Source organism: Nostoc sp., from assembly GCF_036917195.1.
Taxonomy (GTDB): Bacteria; Cyanobacteriota; Cyanobacteriia; order Cyanobacteriales; family Nostocaceae; genus Nostoc.
This window is the reverse complement of the sequence record NZ_JBALDG010000001.1, coordinates 76,411-91,197: the sequence shown is the minus strand read 5'-3', so window position 1 is coordinate 91,197 and position 14,787 is coordinate 76,411. Positions and strand designations below refer to the sequence as shown.

The 14,787-nt window shown below is 42.6% G+C and carries 16 protein-coding genes and 1 tRNA gene; 8 read left to right on the top strand and 9 right to left on the bottom strand.

Annotated features, from left to right (window positions below):
• The first annotated feature begins 447 nt into the window (after positions 1–447).
• The 5 genes from V7K40_RS00435 to V7K40_RS00415 all read left to right on the top strand — a co-directional run bounded on the left by V7K40_RS00435 (position 448) and on the right by V7K40_RS00415 (position 3,672).
• Positions 448–720 (top strand): hypothetical protein, encoded by a 273-nt coding sequence (locus V7K40_RS00435; protein ID WP_012410874.1) that lies wholly within the window; start codon positions 448–450, stop codon positions 718–720.
• Positions 721–733: 13 nt separating this feature from the next.
• Positions 734–1,411 carry an ABC transporter ATP-binding protein gene (locus tag V7K40_RS00430; RefSeq protein WP_334955860.1) on the top strand — a complete coding sequence of 226 codons (678 nt, stop codon included), beginning with the start codon at positions 734–736 and terminating at the stop codon, positions 1,409–1,411.
• 294 nt (positions 1,412–1,705) lie between these two features.
• Entirely contained in the window at positions 1,706–2,257 is a 552-nt protein-coding gene (locus V7K40_RS00425) for an NYN domain-containing protein (RefSeq protein WP_334955859.1), read from the top strand.
• Positions 2,258–2,397: 140 nt separating this feature from the next.
• Positions 2,398–2,469 (top strand) — tRNA-Asn (locus V7K40_RS00420).
• A gap of 24 nt (positions 2,470–2,493) precedes the next feature.
• Positions 2,494–3,672 carry an aminotransferase class V-fold PLP-dependent enzyme gene (locus tag V7K40_RS00415; protein ID WP_334955858.1) on the top strand — a complete coding sequence of 393 codons (1,179 nt, stop codon included), beginning with the start codon at positions 2,494–2,496 and terminating at the stop codon, positions 3,670–3,672.
• Here V7K40_RS00415 and V7K40_RS00410 read toward each other — a convergent pair.
• The gene (locus V7K40_RS00410; protein WP_334955857.1) at positions 3,669–4,457 is read right to left on the bottom strand and encodes a hypothetical protein; all 789 of its coding nucleotides are present in this window, start codon (positions 4,455–4,457) and stop codon (positions 3,669–3,671) included. The genes V7K40_RS00415 and V7K40_RS00410 overlap by 4 nt on opposite strands.
• A 439-nt stretch (positions 4,458–4,896) precedes the next feature.
• On the opposite strand from V7K40_RS00410, the gene V7K40_RS00405 reads away from it, so the two are divergent.
• Positions 4,897–5,301, top strand: a complete 405-nt coding sequence (locus V7K40_RS00405; protein WP_334955856.1) for a hypothetical protein — start codon at positions 4,897–4,899, stop codon at positions 5,299–5,301.
• Between the two features lie 182 nt (positions 5,302–5,483).
• Positions 5,484–5,756 carry a hypothetical protein gene (locus V7K40_RS00400; protein ID WP_334955855.1) on the top strand — a complete coding sequence of 91 codons (273 nt, stop codon included), beginning with the start codon at positions 5,484–5,486 and terminating at the stop codon, positions 5,754–5,756.
• Here the strand turns inward: V7K40_RS00400 and V7K40_RS00395 are convergent.
• Together V7K40_RS00395 and V7K40_RS00390 are read right to left on the bottom strand one after the other, a co-directional pair.
• Positions 5,753–6,592 (bottom strand): M56 family metallopeptidase, encoded by an 840-nt coding sequence (locus V7K40_RS00395; protein ID WP_334955864.1) that lies wholly within the window; start codon positions 6,590–6,592, stop codon positions 5,753–5,755. The two genes, V7K40_RS00400 and V7K40_RS00395, sit on opposite strands and share 4 nt — an antisense overlap.
• Positions 6,592–7,011, bottom strand: a complete 420-nt coding sequence (locus V7K40_RS00390; RefSeq protein ID WP_334725367.1) for a BlaI/MecI/CopY family transcriptional regulator — start codon at positions 7,009–7,011, stop codon at positions 6,592–6,594. The genes V7K40_RS00395 and V7K40_RS00390 overlap by 1 nt, the downstream gene beginning before the upstream one ends.
• A gap of 591 nt (positions 7,012–7,602) precedes the next feature.
• Here V7K40_RS00390 and V7K40_RS00385 point away from each other — a divergent pair.
• Entirely contained in the window at positions 7,603–8,343 is a 741-nt protein-coding gene (locus tag V7K40_RS00385) for a 2-phosphosulfolactate phosphatase family protein (RefSeq protein WP_334955854.1), read from the top strand.
• 32 nt (positions 8,344–8,375) lie between these two features.
• On the opposite strand, the gene rfbD is transcribed toward V7K40_RS00385, so the two are convergent.
• The 6 genes from rfbD to V7K40_RS00355 all read right to left on the bottom strand — a co-directional run bounded on the left by rfbD (position 8,376) and on the right by V7K40_RS00355 (position 14,784).
• Positions 8,376–9,260 carry a dTDP-4-dehydrorhamnose reductase gene (gene rfbD / locus V7K40_RS00380; protein WP_334955853.1) on the bottom strand — a complete coding sequence of 295 codons (885 nt, stop codon included), beginning with the start codon at positions 9,258–9,260 and terminating at the stop codon, positions 8,376–8,378.
• A gap of 38 nt (positions 9,261–9,298) precedes the next feature.
• The gene (gene rfbC, locus V7K40_RS00375) at positions 9,299–9,844 is read right to left on the bottom strand and encodes a dTDP-4-dehydrorhamnose 3,5-epimerase (RefSeq protein WP_334955852.1); all 546 of its coding nucleotides are present in this window, start codon (positions 9,842–9,844) and stop codon (positions 9,299–9,301) included.
• Positions 9,845–10,373: 529 nt separating this feature from the next.
• Positions 10,374–11,450: a glucose-1-phosphate thymidylyltransferase gene (locus V7K40_RS00370; protein WP_334955851.1), complete on the bottom strand. Its 1,077-nt coding sequence runs from the start codon at positions 11,448–11,450 to the stop codon at positions 10,374–10,376.
• A 99-nt stretch (positions 11,451–11,549) separates the two neighbouring features.
• Positions 11,550–12,644, bottom strand: a complete 1,095-nt coding sequence (locus V7K40_RS00365) for a glycosyltransferase family 1 protein (RefSeq protein ID WP_334955850.1) — start codon at positions 12,642–12,644, stop codon at positions 11,550–11,552.
• Positions 12,644–13,804, bottom strand: a complete 1,161-nt coding sequence (locus tag V7K40_RS00360) for a glycosyltransferase family 1 protein (protein ID WP_334955849.1) — start codon at positions 13,802–13,804, stop codon at positions 12,644–12,646. The genes V7K40_RS00365 and V7K40_RS00360 overlap by 1 nt, the downstream gene beginning before the upstream one ends.
• Positions 13,805–13,812: 8 nt before the next feature.
• Positions 13,813–14,784: a GDP-mannose 4,6-dehydratase gene (locus tag V7K40_RS00355; protein WP_334955848.1), complete on the bottom strand. Its 972-nt coding sequence runs from the start codon at positions 14,782–14,784 to the stop codon at positions 13,813–13,815.
• Positions 14,785–14,787 lie beyond the last annotated feature (3 nt).

The following is a 14,787-nucleotide window of genomic DNA, read 5'->3' as shown; positions in this document are numbered from 1 at the left end:
GACCAACCTACGAATACGAAGCGATCGCGCTTGAGCCAGTCGTCTAGAACGTCAAACCACCCTCTACTAGGGGCGCGTCCAACTGCGATGGTCATGAGAGAAAATCTCCAAATATTTATAAGTACAGGTTGTATCTATATTATAGACGGCTATATAAAAGCCATCCATAAGCAGAAAGTTAACCGGTTGTTAACCAAGTTTACAATTTTTTACGAACCTTTAATCATATTAAGTGTAAATCGCTAATTTTTCTAGGGGATTTGTCATAAAAATTAATTTTTGATCCAGATGAGGTCAAATTAAAGAGGTGGGGGGCAGGGGACAGAGGAGCAGAGGAGAATAACCAATACTTCGACGCCGCTCAGTACAAGTGCCCAATGCCCATTTCCCTAGAATCACTCAGCTGACGCTAAAATGAGTCCTACAGTTAAATTTGATTATTGCTAAATGTTTACCATCGATTTAAGCATCAGAAACACTGCTTTCCCGATCTCAGTACAACGTAAGTCAGCAGAGGATGCTGAGGCTGTCTATCAGCTAATTTTGGCAGCAATCCGTTCTGGCAACCCTGACATTGTAGAACTCAAGTGCGAGGGCAAGACAGAAAAAAAAATTGCCGTCCGCGCTAGTGAAATTTCTGGGGTGCAGATTGTTCAGAAAGATGGTACAACCCCTGGTGGTGGCAGACCACCTGGCTTTTTCGCTGTAGCTGCTGAGTAACCAAGGTTGACAAATGGCTCAAGTGGGCATTGAGGTCAAGGATTTAAATTTCAGTTGGCCTAATGGAGAGAAAGTTATCAAATCTTGCTCTTTAGAAGTACCCAAGGGTGAGTTTTGGATGCTCTTGGGTACAAATGGCAGCGGTAAATCAACGTTACTTAGACTGCTGGCGGGGTTATTAGCTCCTGAGTCTGGGAAAATTCGGGTTTTGCACCCCGTTGGCTTTGTCTTCCAAAATCCAGATCATCAACTGGTGATGCCAACGGTTGGTGCTGATGTGGCTTTTGGATTGGTGGAAGAAAAGTTGCCACCTGCTGCCACCAGAGCAAGGGTTGAGGAGGCGCTAGGGGCGGTGAATTTGCTTGCCTTCCAACGACGCCCTATCTATGCGCTTTCTGGGGGACAGAAACAGCGAGTCGCGATCGCAGGTGCGATCGCCCGTCGCTGCGAAGTCTTATTATTAGATGAACCCACTGCCTTACTAGATCCAGATAGTCAGTTGGATTTAGTTGCTGGTGTCCGCCGTCTGGTCAAAAGTCGAGGTATTACAGCCCTGTGGGTGACACATCGATTAGACGAGTTAAATTACTGTGACGGCGCTTTCTTGCTAGAAAAAGGCTCTCTGGTAGATAGCGGTGAAGCCCAACGCCTCAAACAACGTCTGATGCAGGTACACAGCGAAGCTTCTTAATTAGGTGCCCAGTGAAGTAAAAAGTACTCAGGACTTTCATACCCAGTACATGCTCCGCCTTTTATCGCTGGTCTTTTAACTTAGTACTCTTCATTTTCACCATTACTGAAAAAGAACTGCAACGCGCCTTTTAAACAAAGGCGCGTTTTAAGTTGGTGCGTCTGTCTTAGGTTTTAGTTTTGTGAGGCTGCCGTATTTTTTCTTCTATGTAACATAATGTTACAGACAATGCATCAATTATTATAAAACTTATGAATGAATTTTGTTAACTCTAGAAAATTGTGATTAAAAACCATGCCCCGTTCTATACCCCAAGCCGTTTTGTTAGTAGACGGCTACAATATAATTGGCGCTTGGCCTTGCCTTAAAAAAACGCGTGATAGTGTTGGACTAGAGGCAGCACGGGGTGAACTTGTAGAAGCAATGACTGGTTATAGTGCGTTTCAAGGTTATGCAACTCAGATAGTTTTTGATGCCCAATATCAGACCTCTTCTAGTAATAAAGAAATTATTACTGAGCATTTATCTGTTTATTACACTGATTTTGGGCAAACAGCAGATACTTATATTGAAAAATCTTGTGCCTCTATGCGCCAGCAAATAGCCCAGTCTTTGATTTATCGTGTGATTGTTGCTACATCTGACCGGGCACAGCAGTTGATGATACAAGGATATGGGGCTGAATGGTTGTCGGCACAACAACTCTGTGGGGAAGTGGAAGCTACCGTCTGTCGGATGCGACAGAAGTATCATACGCGCAAACAATCTAAGAGTAGGTTTTTAGCTAATGCCATTGATGCTAAGGCGCGGCAGCGTCTGGTTGAATTACGAATGGGATTACAGTAGATATTAGTATTTAAAAGTTTCTGCTTGAGTTGCTAAATGGATTTTGTCTGCAAAATTCTATAATTAAGCATCTAAAAAAATATTGGCGAAAGTACTTGCCAAATCTTATTTTTAGCCCTAAAATTGTAAATCGTGAGTGATCCTCAGTAGCTCAGTGGTAGAGCGATCGACTGTTAATCGATTGGTCGCTGGTTCGAATCCAGCCTGGGGAGTTTAGCAATTTTGGATTTTAAATTTTGGGTTATAGATTATCCGTCAGAAATCTATGGTCGCTTGATCCAGCTGTGACGTTTCTGAATCATGGGTCTTTTGGTGCTTGTCCTAAACAAGTGCTGGAGTTTCAACAAAGACTGCGATCGCAGCTAGAACAAGAACCCTTACGCTTTTTTGGTAGAGAATGGGAACCGCTGCTAGACGATGCCAGAAGTAAGCTGGCGGCGTTTGTGGGTGCTGATGTTCAAGATTTGGTATTTGTCCCCAATGCGACGACTGGTGTTAATTCGGTGTTAAGGTCGTTGACGTTTTCATCAGAAGACGAAATACTCACAACCAACCACGAATATAATGCTTGCCGCAATGCACTTGATTTTGTTGCCAGTCGCACTGGTGCGCGGGTGGTGGTGGCAAAAATTCCTTTCCCCATTGACTCGCCGCAGCAAGTAGTGGCAGGAGTAATTGAGCGAGTTTCACCAAAAACACGATTAGCACTTTTGGATCATGTTACCAGCCAGACAGGGCTAATTTTCCCAATCCAAGAGTTGGTGAAGGAGTTGCAACAATGGGGTGTAGATACATTGGTAGATGGTGCCCATGCACCTGGGATGATTCCCCTCAATTTGGAAGAAATTGGCGCAACTTATTACACCGGAAATTGTCATAAATGGCTGTGTGCGCCAAAAGGGGCAGCATTTTTGTATGTGCAAGGAGATAAACAGCCAGAAATTCGTCCCTTAACAATTAGCCACGGCACAAATTCGCCACGGACTGATAAAACATGCTTTCAGTTGGAATTTGACTGGACAGGTACAAACGATCCTACAGCTTATATGTGTGTACCAGAAGCGATCGCTTATATGGGTTCGTTGCTACCTGGTGGGTGGATAGAATTGATGCAGCAAAATCATCAGCTAGTGTTGCAGGGAAGACAGCTACTTTGTGAAGCGCTGGAAGTACAGCCGCCTTGTCCAGAGGAGATGATTGGTTCAATGGCGGTTGTACCGATGCCTACGATGTTAGAAAACCGCGATTTTATGTCTATACATGATGAGTTGTTTGATAAGTTTGGCATTCAAGTGCAATTGATCCCGTGGCAGGAAAAACCTCAGCTGTTGGTAAGGATTTCGGCGCAGATTTACAATGCTTTAGAGCAGTATGAGTATTTAGGAAAGGTGCTAAAGGGGTTGCTCTCAAGTTAATCTAGTTTCAGGAAAGTGGCGATCGCATCAACGGTTTGTTCTGCACTTGTAGCAGTAAACATTGGGCCAGCAGCCAAATAAATATTTTTATTAGATACCAAGTTTAAGACAATATTGTAACTAGTTGAACTTGTGCCTGTTACTGTGTCAATTGTGACTGCATTCATATTCAGCCCTGATATTTCTGAGAGTTTAGTTTCAATAACTTCTTTGCCAAGCCAACCTTTACGTTCGATAGTCGCTTTGTCAAGGGTTTTATCGAAAATGCAAATGATTGTGCCATTCATCAGCATAAAAATAATGCAAACAGTACCACTTGCAATCAAGAATAAACCTAGAGGATAAGTCCACAAACGAGTATCTTCATGAATAGTTAATTTTGGTTGTTGTGAGTTTTTAAGAAAGGCATTGATTTGTCTAGCGTTAGATTCCTTGTGAGTGCTGTCTGCATTTACTAAATCTATAGAAATTGAACCATCTCTCGTTAGAAGTAGCAAGGGATAACTATTCCCAGCAGTCGTACTAGTGTCTAGTTTTGCACCTAGCACGTCTTTGAGATTCCAATTTTTAACTTGAGATTTTAAAAGACTCTTGGTAATTAATTGGCAACTTTCTTGACTGGGTTCAACTCGATTACAAGTAAAAGTAGTTGTCTTTGCCAGTGTGATTATCAAAAAAACGCCTCCTGCTACAAATAGTCCGCCAAATAACCAGTAGAGGATAGCTGCTGGCTTGAGTTGTAGTTTCAATAATGTTGGAGTTTGTTCTAAGATTTTGAGTCTCATTGCTGTAACTGTAGTCTTTACTCAAAAGAGCTACATATACCAAATTCAGATTTCTGTATAACAGATTGAAATGATTTGCTTTTCAATCTCGTGTTAAGAATCTTGTGACTTGTCATTATATGGCAAAAGCACATACCCAATAACCAAATCGCAAAAACATTATGGGGCTAGTACCGCTAGGCGGAAGTCAAAAGTCAAAAGTCAAAAGTCAAAAGTCAAAAAGCTTAGAATGTAAGCTTTTGGTTGATTTGGAATGGTTGCTTTATTTGCGCCAATCTGGGCTAGTGCTATTCTTTTAGGTGATTGCACTTAAATTGCTAAAACTAGGATAAACGCTTGACATGACTTCTGGAGCGCTGCCTGACAATCCTTTTGTGGCTGCGGGGATAATTGCCTGTTTGTCGGTCGTAAAGATGAATTACAGGCGATCGCATCTCGGATGAAAGGCGATCAGCCTACAAGTATAAATATAGTTGGTGAGAACCACATTGGTAAATCTTCGTTGCTGCATTATTTCGTTCGCATTTTGGAGCAGCGAGTATTACAAAACACCAGTCGTTATGCGGTTATTTACTTACCGTTACGGGGTGTAGATTGCCAAACTGAAACGATTATTCCTCAAGTGCTTGAGGTAGGCGTTCAGTATTTTCGGGAATTATGGAGGAGTTTAGCAGAGAGCGATCGCTCTCTGCTACGTCGGATAATCCACGGGGAAATTCCCACACCGCAAGACAAAGGCGTTGTCCGCAAACTAACGCGAAAAGAAATCTTGACTCAAAAAGGCAATGCTTTCCAAGTGCCGTTGGTGCAAAAATATATAGAACAGTTGCTAGAAGAAGAGTAATATTAACAACGCTATAGTAGTTCTCGCTTGGTACAGTACATTTTTGACCTCTCTCCAAACCTCTCTCCTTTTAGGAGAGAGGCTTTGAATCTTACTCCCCAACGCTAGAAGGGAAAGGGCTGGGGGTTAGGTCTGTATTCCATGCAATTGGGAACCGCTATATTCAAAATTTTCATCGTTATGTGGCAACCGACATCGCTACAGGGATGACCGATGTTGCTACAGGGATGACGGATGTCGCTACAGGGATGACGGATATCGCTACAGGGACAACGGATATCGCTACAGGGATGACGGATGTCGCTACAGGGACGACGGATGTTGCTACAGGGATGACGGATGTCGCTACAGGGACGACGGATGTTGCTACAGGGATGACGGATGTTGCTACAGGGACGATGGATGTCGCTATAGTTGCAGCTTCGTGCTATAGCAACTTGCTAAATTCAACTTAACTATGAAATATCACAGTCAGTAGAGGCAGAAATGCCAACAAAAAGCCATGCCAGGATTGTAATTGAGCTTCTGGGGTTGCTTCTGGTGGTGCTAATAAAGCTTCTACTCTTTGTTCTAAGCGATCTGCACCAGAGGAACCTAATGCAGCACAGCAAATTTCCGATATGACGGGACTGCTACTAACTACTAATAAAAGTGATTCCGCTAACACCAAAGGGTCTACCTGCAATGCTGCATAACTGTCGGCACGGAGTTCGCGCAAAGCTAACAGTTCTTCCCACAAAGGCTCTGTATTTGGCAACCATGCAGTGCAGGAACGCACCCAACCCAGCCAAAAAAACCAGAATGTATCCCTATAATAGTGATGCCCTTGCTCATGCGCTAAGACGCTTTCTAAATGATCTGGTGAGAGAGTTTGCAGTAATCCCTGGCTAATCACTAATTCTGGTTGCCAAAAACCAATTTGACCTGCAAACAACGCGCCTGTTTGCAGTAACCTGGCTCGTTTATCCCCCAAATTCACCAGAGGATAGTTTCGAGCAGATTCCACAGACTGCCAACCCTGGAAAGCAAGTTTAATACATAAAATGGCAAAAAATGCCACATAAATTAATGCCACTACATAGCTGACGGAGCCTGTGTACATCCCGCCCATTTCTCCTTGGGGGCCCATGAATAGCACGGCGATCGCTGTCATGAAAATTAACAAGGGCGGAAAGAGAAACAAAAATAGCGATCGCTGCCACCGGACACTCCAACTGCTTTGGTGTTGATTCCAAGAGGATCTTAACCACCAGGCAACTGCCAAAGCATTCAAAATCATTATTAGATGCATCATTTTTCCTCCCTGGCTTGGCGTGCAGATTGAATACGTTTGGCGATCGCTGCTATTTGCTCACTGGCTGCTTCATCCAGACTATCAGCAAAGGCAGCAATAACATCGGGGTTTCCCACCGCTAGAAATCGCTGTAACTGCTCGTGAGCTTTGATCACATCTGCTTGTTGCTTGCTCAACAGTGGTCGCCAATAGAATGCTCGCTCTTTCTTGTCGCACGCCAGCCAACCTTTATCAGTGAGGCGACGTAAGACGGTGGTTACAGAAGTATAAGCTAATTCGCGGTTGGGATCAGCCAGAATGCGATCATGCACATCCTTTACTGTGACTGAACCAAATTCCCAGATGATATTTAAAATTTCCGCTTCCAACGGGCCTAAAGATAATTGTTTAGGGCGGTAATCGGGTAAAGGTGCCATAGCGATTTCGATGGGGAGTGCAGAATGGGGAGTTGAGAATGGGGAAGGTGGGGCCCCCTCTGGGGATAAGGGGTAATGGGGAATGAGTCAATATCCCTCCCTTTGCGCTGTAACCTTGAAGCTGTAACTTATTCCCCTTTTAGAAGCTGTGTTCTTGTTTTAGATTACAAGATAGTGCAGCAAGTCTGAAAGTCTAAAAGCATAAAAATGGGCTTTTTGAGTTAGGGATTAGGGACTCTTAAGATTTATTTAAAACCCTACTCCTAGTGAGCGGATTACTTGCCTGAATTTTTACGTAATGTAAGAAGAACCCATGAAAAACCTAACCCCCTAACCCCCTTCCCGCGTCGGGAAGGGGGAAAATTCAAAGTCTCTCTCCTAAAAGGAGAGAGATTTAGAGAGAGGTTTTCCAGATACCGTGAAAAGTCAGATTTCTTCCCTACTTCCCACATCCATTTATGTATAAAATGTCATGCATCGTGCATTTTGATGGTAAAAAATGCTCCAGCAGTAATTGTAACTATAGTTAGTGACACCAACTATGTAGAATGTTATTTGCGGCAGTAGTATTAAACTAGGTGTATCCAGCGCGTGAAGATATTCGTATACCACACTCCTGAATTGACTCCAACGGATGAAGCGCCAGAATGTGCGATCGCAGTCGATGTCTTGCGAGCCACTAGCACAATTGCGACAGTTTTGGCAGCTGGAGGCGAAGCTGTACAAGTATTCAGCGATTTAGATCAATTAATAGAAGTTAGCGAAAAATGGCCCCCGGAAAAACGGCTGCGGGCTGGAGAACGCGGCGGCGCGAAAGTACCTGGCTTTGAGTTGGGTAACTCTCCCCTCGATTGCACACCAGAATTGGTGCAGGGGCGTCGCTTGTTTATCAGTACCACCAATGGCACCCGTGCTTTACAACGGGTGCAAGACTCCCCAAATCTGTTAGCAGCAGCCTTAATTAACCGGGCGGCGGTGGTGCAATTTCTCAAAAGAAAACAACCAGAGACAGTCTGGATTGTCGGTTCCGGTTGGGAAGGCAGTTTTTCTTTAGAGGATACAGTTTGTGCAGGTGCGATCGCTCATAGTCTTTTAAAGCAAACCACGTTGTCACTGGAGGAATTAGCTGGTAACGATGAAGTAATAAGTGCGATCGCTCTTTACTCTCAGTGGCAAGATAACTTATTGGGATTACTTCACCAAGCTAGTCACGGTCAACGATTGTTGCGTCTTGACTGTCAAGAAGATTTAAAATATTGTTCCCAAACTGATATTTTAGATGTCTTACCCATACAACAAGAGACGGGAGTTTTAAAAAGTCAAAAAAGATAGGGGATGAGGGAGACAAGGGGAATAACCAATGCTCAATGCCCAATTTTCAAATCTGTAAGCATTTGTGGAAGTCTTTCTCGCCAATGGGGGGGATGTGTTTCTAGAATTGCTGAGATTTTCCCACAAGCAAGGACGGAATAAGCAGGGCGACGGGCTGGTGTCGGATATTCCGCGGTTGTAATCGGGACAATACGTTCAACTTTTAAAGGGAAGCCTAGCTGTTGGGCTTCTTCAAAAATGGCAACGGCAAAGTCATACCAGCTAGCAACGCCGCTATTAGTGTAGTGATAAGTCTCTCTAATTTCTGGGGTTAACCGGGGAATCATCTGGGCTATGACTGTGGCTATATCTTGCGCCCAAGTCGGGCTACCAATTTGATCGGCGACAACACGGAGTTCTTGGCGTTCTGCACCTAGTCGCAGCATGGTTTTGACAAAATTATTTTTGCCAAAAATTCCATAAACCCAAGCAGTGCGGAGGATAAGGTGATGGGCACAAGTTTCCCGAATTGCTTCTTCTCCAGCAAGTTTGGTTTTACCATAGACACTCAAGGGATTAGTTGCATCGGTTTCCAGGTAAGGGCGATACCCATTACCATCAAAAACATAATCGGTCGAAATATGAATTAGCAAAGCTCCTAACTTTTGGGTTTCTTGGGCAATAATTAGGGGTGCGATCCCATTAATAGCGCTAGCAAGTTCGGGTTCGCTTTCTGCTTTGTCCACAGCAGTATAAGCAGCAGCGTTAATGATGATTTGCGGTTGCTTGGATCTGATAACGCTGCACAGAGTGTCAGGCTGGGCAAGGTCTACTGTTGGGCGTGCCACTGAGATAATATTGCCGAAGGATGAAAGTATTTGTTGCAGTTCCTTACCCACTTGACCATTGCTACCAATCAGCAAAATTGATTTACTCATCCTAATTAGTTCTCGAACCTAACGCTCTTTCATCAAGCTTAATCAAATATTTCAGCAGTTTTAAAAGGTTTCCCGGCTTGGTCTTTAGCTGATAAAATCGGTGGTGCATTCACAGGCCAATCTATAGCTAAATCTGGATCGTTCCATAGGATGGTGCGATCGCCTTGGGGTGCGTAGTAATCTGTAGTTTTGTAGAGAACTTCGGCTATTTCTGAAAGCACGAGAAAGCCGTGAGCAAAGCCTGGTGGTATCCACATTAGGCGTTTGTTTTCAGCACTGAGTTCATAACCTACCCAATTCCCAAAGGTAGCCGAACTTTTTCTAATATCTACGGCTACGTCAAAGATAGTACCGACAACACAACGAATGAGTTTACCTTGGGGTTGTTGGATTTGGTAGTGTAGCCCACGTAGGACGTTTTGCTTAGAGTAAGAGTGGTTATCTTGGACGAAGTTGGCAACAATACCTGTCTGTTGAGCAAATTTTTGGTGGTTATAGGCTTCAAAAAAGAAACCGCGATCGTCTGCAAATACTTGGGGTTCAAGTTGTATAACTTCCGGAATTTTGCTATGTACAATGATCATTAAAATAATTTGTAATTCGTAATCATGCAAGGGTAGCGCAGCGTTAGTGAGTCCGCAAGCGTCTGACTCGCTGACGCTGCGCTAACGTAATTCCTAATTAAGTTTTGTAACTGGGATTTAGCGAAAAATGCGGTCTTCTCGCAAAGGGAGAGGCTAGTACCGCAAGGCGGAAGTCAAAAATCAAAAATCAAAAGTCAAAAGTATTATGGAATGGGCTTTTTAGGGATTTTAAATGGTTGCTCTATTTCCGCCGTGTTGTACTAGCGCCTGCCGTAGGATGCCCGTTCGCCGCAAGGCGTCCCGTTAGGGAACGGCTGTAGGGGTTTCCCCAAGAGGAGCAATTTTTTAAGACAAACCCCGCCACAAAACTTGCCGCTTGTTAGTTATAGGCGACTTAAACCCCATAATTAGTTAATATTATTTTGACTAATATATCAGAATGTTAATTTTGAAACTAACTTAATACTTGTATTTTACAGGTGGTATGATAACACTTTGACTGTTGCTTTTCCTGTTTTTTATAAATCAATTACGTTAGTTCAATTTTACAGTCATCGCCAATTAGAAATCGCAAGGCTTTAGGGCGACGAGGTGCAAGAGTCAATTGTGCCCGTTGCCCAATCACACTATCAATAATGCGCTGATGAATTCCAGCAATTTTAGCACCTTCTAAAATCACACTGTGTTCTAAATCAGTGTCAATGAGTGTCGCATTGTTAGCAATGCTACTATAAGGGCCAATAAAGCAGTTTTCTAAATAACAATTGTTACCAATGATTACTGGCCCCCGAATTGTGCAGTTAATTACTTTAGATTTTGCACCGATTTGGACTCGGCCAATAATCTGACTTTGGGCATCAATTTCGGCGACAACTGATGCTGTCAGATAGGTGTCGAGAATCAATCGGTTAGCTTCTAATAAGTCATCTTTTTTACCAGTATCTAACCACCAGCCTTGGAGATTGTAGGCTACAACCTGCTTTTTCTGATTAATTAAGTATTGAATTGCATCAGTGATTTCTAGTTCGCCTCTGGTGGAAGGTTGGATATTTGCGATCGCATCATAGATGAGGTGAGAAAAGAAATAAACCCCTACCAATGCCAGATTTGAAGGAGGAACTTTGGGTTTTTCAATTAACTGTAATACCCGTCCTTTTTCATCTATTTGAGCCACACCAAAGGCGCTGGGATTGACAACTGAACGCAAGAGAATCAAAGCATCTGGCTGTTGTTGGCTAAATTGTTGCAGAAAGTAACTTAACTCACCTAGTTGAATCAGGTTATCGCCCAAGTACATAACAAAGGGAGAATCACCTAAAAACGGATGGGCGATTTGGACGGCGTGAGCAAGTCCAAGTGGCTGGTCTTGTATGATGTATGTGATGTTCGCTCGAAAGTATTCTCCATTTCCGGTTTTTGCTTGGACTTCTGCCCCAGTTTCCGGGCTGATGATGATCCCAATATCAGTAATACCAGCAGCAACCATTTCTTCAATGCCATACCATAAAACAGGTTTATTAGCAACTGGTACAAGTTGTTTTGCTCCGCTGTAGGTGAGGGGACGTAGGCGTGTACCTTTACCGCCAGAGAGAATTAGTGCTTTCATCAGGATTGAGGATTAGTTGTAAGTCATTAGTCAAGATAATCTTAAATCTGGACAAAATCCCAAATCCTGATATCTAACACTCTGGCGTTAGTTTATCTTTCATAGGTAGCGGGATAAAACTTCGACGGTTGCTTTTGCTGTTTTTTCCCAACTAAATTGTTGAGAGTGAGTGATCCCTTGGCTAGAAAGGCGCGATCGCAACTCCAAATCAGTTGCAATAGCCTGCATCGCTTCTGTAATTTCTCCGGTATTGTAGGGATTGATCAGAATCGCCGCATCGCCAGCTACTTCTGGTAAGGAGGAGAGATTGGAGGTAATGACGGGAGTACCACAAGCCATTGCTTCGAGAACAGGTAAACCAAAACCTTCCCAGAGACTGGGGAAAACCAGAGCGATCGCTTCATTGATAATTTTTGGTAATTCGCTGTAAGGAATATAGTCTAGGAACTTCACTTGATTAGTTATACCTAGTTCTGCAACTTGCGCTGTTAAAGTTGGGGTATAACGGCCATCGCTTGGCCCTACTAACCACAATTCATAATCCTTGCTATTAGGTAACGCAGCAAAAGCAGTGATCAGTCGCTCTATATTTTTGTAAGGGTCTTGGCGACCAATGTAGAGAAAGTAGTTGCGCTTGGGGAGGTTCAGGGGGCAAAAGTGAGTGTGATCGTGAGCCAGGGGGATGGAGGTAATTTTGTTTGCAGGAATTCCGTAAAAGTTGGTGATGTCCTGAGCCGTAGTCTGGGAAATGCAAATAATGTGTTGTGCTTGCTTAAGAACTTGGGGAGTGTAGTAGCGGTGGTAGGGTGTGAGTGGTGAAAAGCGTTTAGGAAAGCGCAACGGTATCATGTCAAAAGACGTGACGACAAAACGACAGTTGCTATAAAGGGGTGCTTCCGGCAGCGGAGAGAATAAGAGACTCGATTTGAGTTTTTTATATATTTGCGGGAGTTGAAATTGTGTCCAAAGCAGGCGGTTAAAATGACCTTTTGTGCCGTGGTCTGGGGTTAAGTTTGACGGGATTGGATAGCAGTCAAAATCGGGATATTTTCGCGCTACTAATAGAGTGGGTTGGAAAGATTTTAAATAAGGAAAAAGGTTTTGAGCATAGTTACCTATACCTGTTGGTTGAGACAATAGAATAGATAAGTTAATAATTAATTGTTTAGCAGAGGTATTATCCACTATTTTCATTAAAGAATGGTTCTATAAGCGTTTAATGTTTCTTGTGCCGTTCTTTCCCAGGAAAATAATTTTGCTCTGGCTTTCCCTTTATTAATTAATTCTTGGCGTAACTGGGAATCACTGATTACTTTCAGGATGGCTTCCGCTAGTTGGATAGGGTTATTAGGGTCAACTAGAATAGCTGCATCTCCTGTAACTTCTGGAATAGAAGAAGTATTGGAACTGATCACAGCAGCACCTAAAGTCATTGCTTCCAATACGGGTAAACCGAACCCTTCATAGTGAGATGGATATACGAAGACATCAGCTTTTGAGTAAAATAATGCAACTAATTCATTAGATAGGTAATTAAGATGATGAATTTGGTTTGCCCAAGGTGAATTTTCAATAGCTGCAAATACTGGCTCGTAATTCCATCCTTTCTTACCAATCAATATTAATTGGTGTGGAATTTTATATTGCTCTTTTAAAAAATTAAATGCCGAAATTATTGTATTAATATTTTTTCTTGGTTCTATTGTACTAATAAAAAGTAAATATGGTTGAGAAAAATCATAGTTAACTAGTTTTTCTAGCTCCTCAGTAGTTTGTGCAGATAAGTAATCAGGATAGTAGCGACTAGCTAGAGGGGTGACATAAACTTTTTTTGGGTCTACCTGCAAATGCTCAACAATGTCTTTTTTAGAACTTTCTGAAATTGTTAAAACTAAGTCAGTCCACTGCAAGCAGCGTCTAACTTTTTCTGTATATTTTTTGACAACTGAATCTATATAGTTAGGATATTTAATAAAAGTTAGATCATATATATTCATTACCTTTAAACTTTTTGTACATGGATACACTGAATAGTTAGTACCATGAACTATGTCTGGGAAACCTAAATATTTTTCAAAGTAAGATAAACTAGGTTTAAAGGCTAAAGCTAATAATAAATCTGAAATTCTTACAGGTAAAGGCAAAAGATGCTGTTGAGAATAATGTTTCAGGGATTCAGGAAAACTGAAGTCACCCCGAAGCCACTTTTTTAAACGTGGTTGATAGACTACTCCTAACTGAAAATTTTCCTCTTTTTGTAGTGCATCAAGAGCGCATATCAAATTAGCAACATAAAAGCTAACCCCACTTGGTTTTGACTCCACTGGGGTGGCATCAACTACAATTTTTAGCATCAGAATATTTAAGCATTGGCGTTACTCAATTTTTTTAGATCATAATCAACCATTAACTCGACCAATTGTTCAAAGGAATGCTCAGGCTGCCAACCTAACTCACTCTTAATTTTATCAACGGAACCAATTAACTGTACTGGTTCATCAGGGCGATAAAATGCGGGGTCAATTGAAACATAATCTTGCCAGTTTAGACCAACGCATTTAAAAGCACACTCAACGAGTTCTTTGACAGAGTGAGTTTCACCACTGGCGATGATATAGTCATAGGGTTTTTCTTGCTGCAACATTAGCCACATAGCGTAGACAGCATCCTTGGCGTAGCACCAGTCACGACGAGCATCAAGGTTGCCTAATTTTAGTTCATTTGCCAGACCCAGTTTAATTTGAGCAGCTGTGTGTGTAATTTTGCGAAATACAAATTCTGTACCGCGTCGAGGGGATTCGTGAGTGTAGGTAATACCGCAGCAGGTATAGAGATTGTATTTTTGCCGATAGTTAATGGTCATCCAGTGGGCGTAAGCTTTGGCAACACCATAGGGGTTACGAGGACGGAAGGCGGTGCGTTCAGTTTGGGGCGATTCGTCAGGTTGACCAAAAACTTCACTACTGGATGCTTGGTAAAATCTGGCATCAGGTTTGCAGCGACGGATGGATTCTAAGAGACGGGAGACACCAAGGGCAGTGTATTCAGCAGTAAGGGCTGGTTGAGTCCAAGAAAGGGGGACGTAGCTTTGAGAAGCAAGGTTATAGATTTCATCAGGTTGTGATTCTGCAATTACATCCATCAAGGAAGATTGATCCAGAAGGTCACCTGATAAGATTTGAATGTTGTCTGAAAGGTGATTAATACGCTCTAGATTGCTGGTGCTCGAACGGCGAACTAGACCGAATACTTGATAACTTTTTGTTAAAAGAAGTTCGGCAAGATAGGAACCATCTTGTCCAGTTAAACCCGTTATAAGGGCTTTTTTACTCATAGT

Bases quoted from the DNA above. Each gene is read 5' to 3' on its own strand.
- rfbC (WP_334955852.1), bottom strand. From the start codon at position 9,844: ATGATCATTGTACATAGCAAAATTCCGGAAGTTATACAACTTGAACCC.
- V7K40_RS00410 (WP_334955857.1), bottom strand. From the start codon at position 4,457: ATGAGACTCAAAATCTTAGAACAAACTCCAACATTATTGAAACTACAA.
- rfbD (WP_334955853.1), bottom strand. From the start codon at position 9,260: ATGAGTAAATCAATTTTGCTGATTGGTAGCAATGGTCAAGTGGGTAAG.
- V7K40_RS00395 (WP_334955864.1), bottom strand. From the start codon at position 6,592: ATGCATCTAATAATGATTTTGAATGCTTTGGCAGTTGCCTGGTGGTTA.
- V7K40_RS00360 (WP_334955849.1), bottom strand. From the start codon at position 13,804: ATGCTAAAAATTGTAGTTGATGCCACCCCAGTGGAGTCAAAACCAAGT.
- V7K40_RS00425 (WP_334955859.1), top strand. From the start codon at position 1,706: ATGCCCCGTTCTATACCCCAAGCCGTTTTGTTAGTAGACGGCTACAAT.
- V7K40_RS00365 (WP_334955850.1), bottom strand. From the start codon at position 12,644: ATGAAAATAGTGGATAATACCTCTGCTAAACAATTAATTATTAACTTA.
- V7K40_RS00370 (WP_334955851.1), bottom strand. From the start codon at position 11,450: ATGAAAGCACTAATTCTCTCTGGCGGTAAAGGTACACGCCTACGTCCC.
- V7K40_RS00390 (WP_334725367.1), bottom strand. From the start codon at position 7,011: ATGGCACCTTTACCCGATTACCGCCCTAAACAATTATCTTTAGGCCCG.
- V7K40_RS00435 (WP_012410874.1), top strand. From the start codon at position 448: ATGTTTACCATCGATTTAAGCATCAGAAACACTGCTTTCCCGATCTCA.
- V7K40_RS00430 (WP_334955860.1), top strand. From the start codon at position 734: ATGGCTCAAGTGGGCATTGAGGTCAAGGATTTAAATTTCAGTTGGCCT.
- V7K40_RS00355 (WP_334955848.1), bottom strand. From the start codon at position 14,784: ATGAGTAAAAAAGCCCTTATAACGGGTTTAACTGGACAAGATGGTTCC.
- V7K40_RS00405 (WP_334955856.1), top strand. From the start codon at position 4,897: ATGAAAGGCGATCAGCCTACAAGTATAAATATAGTTGGTGAGAACCAC.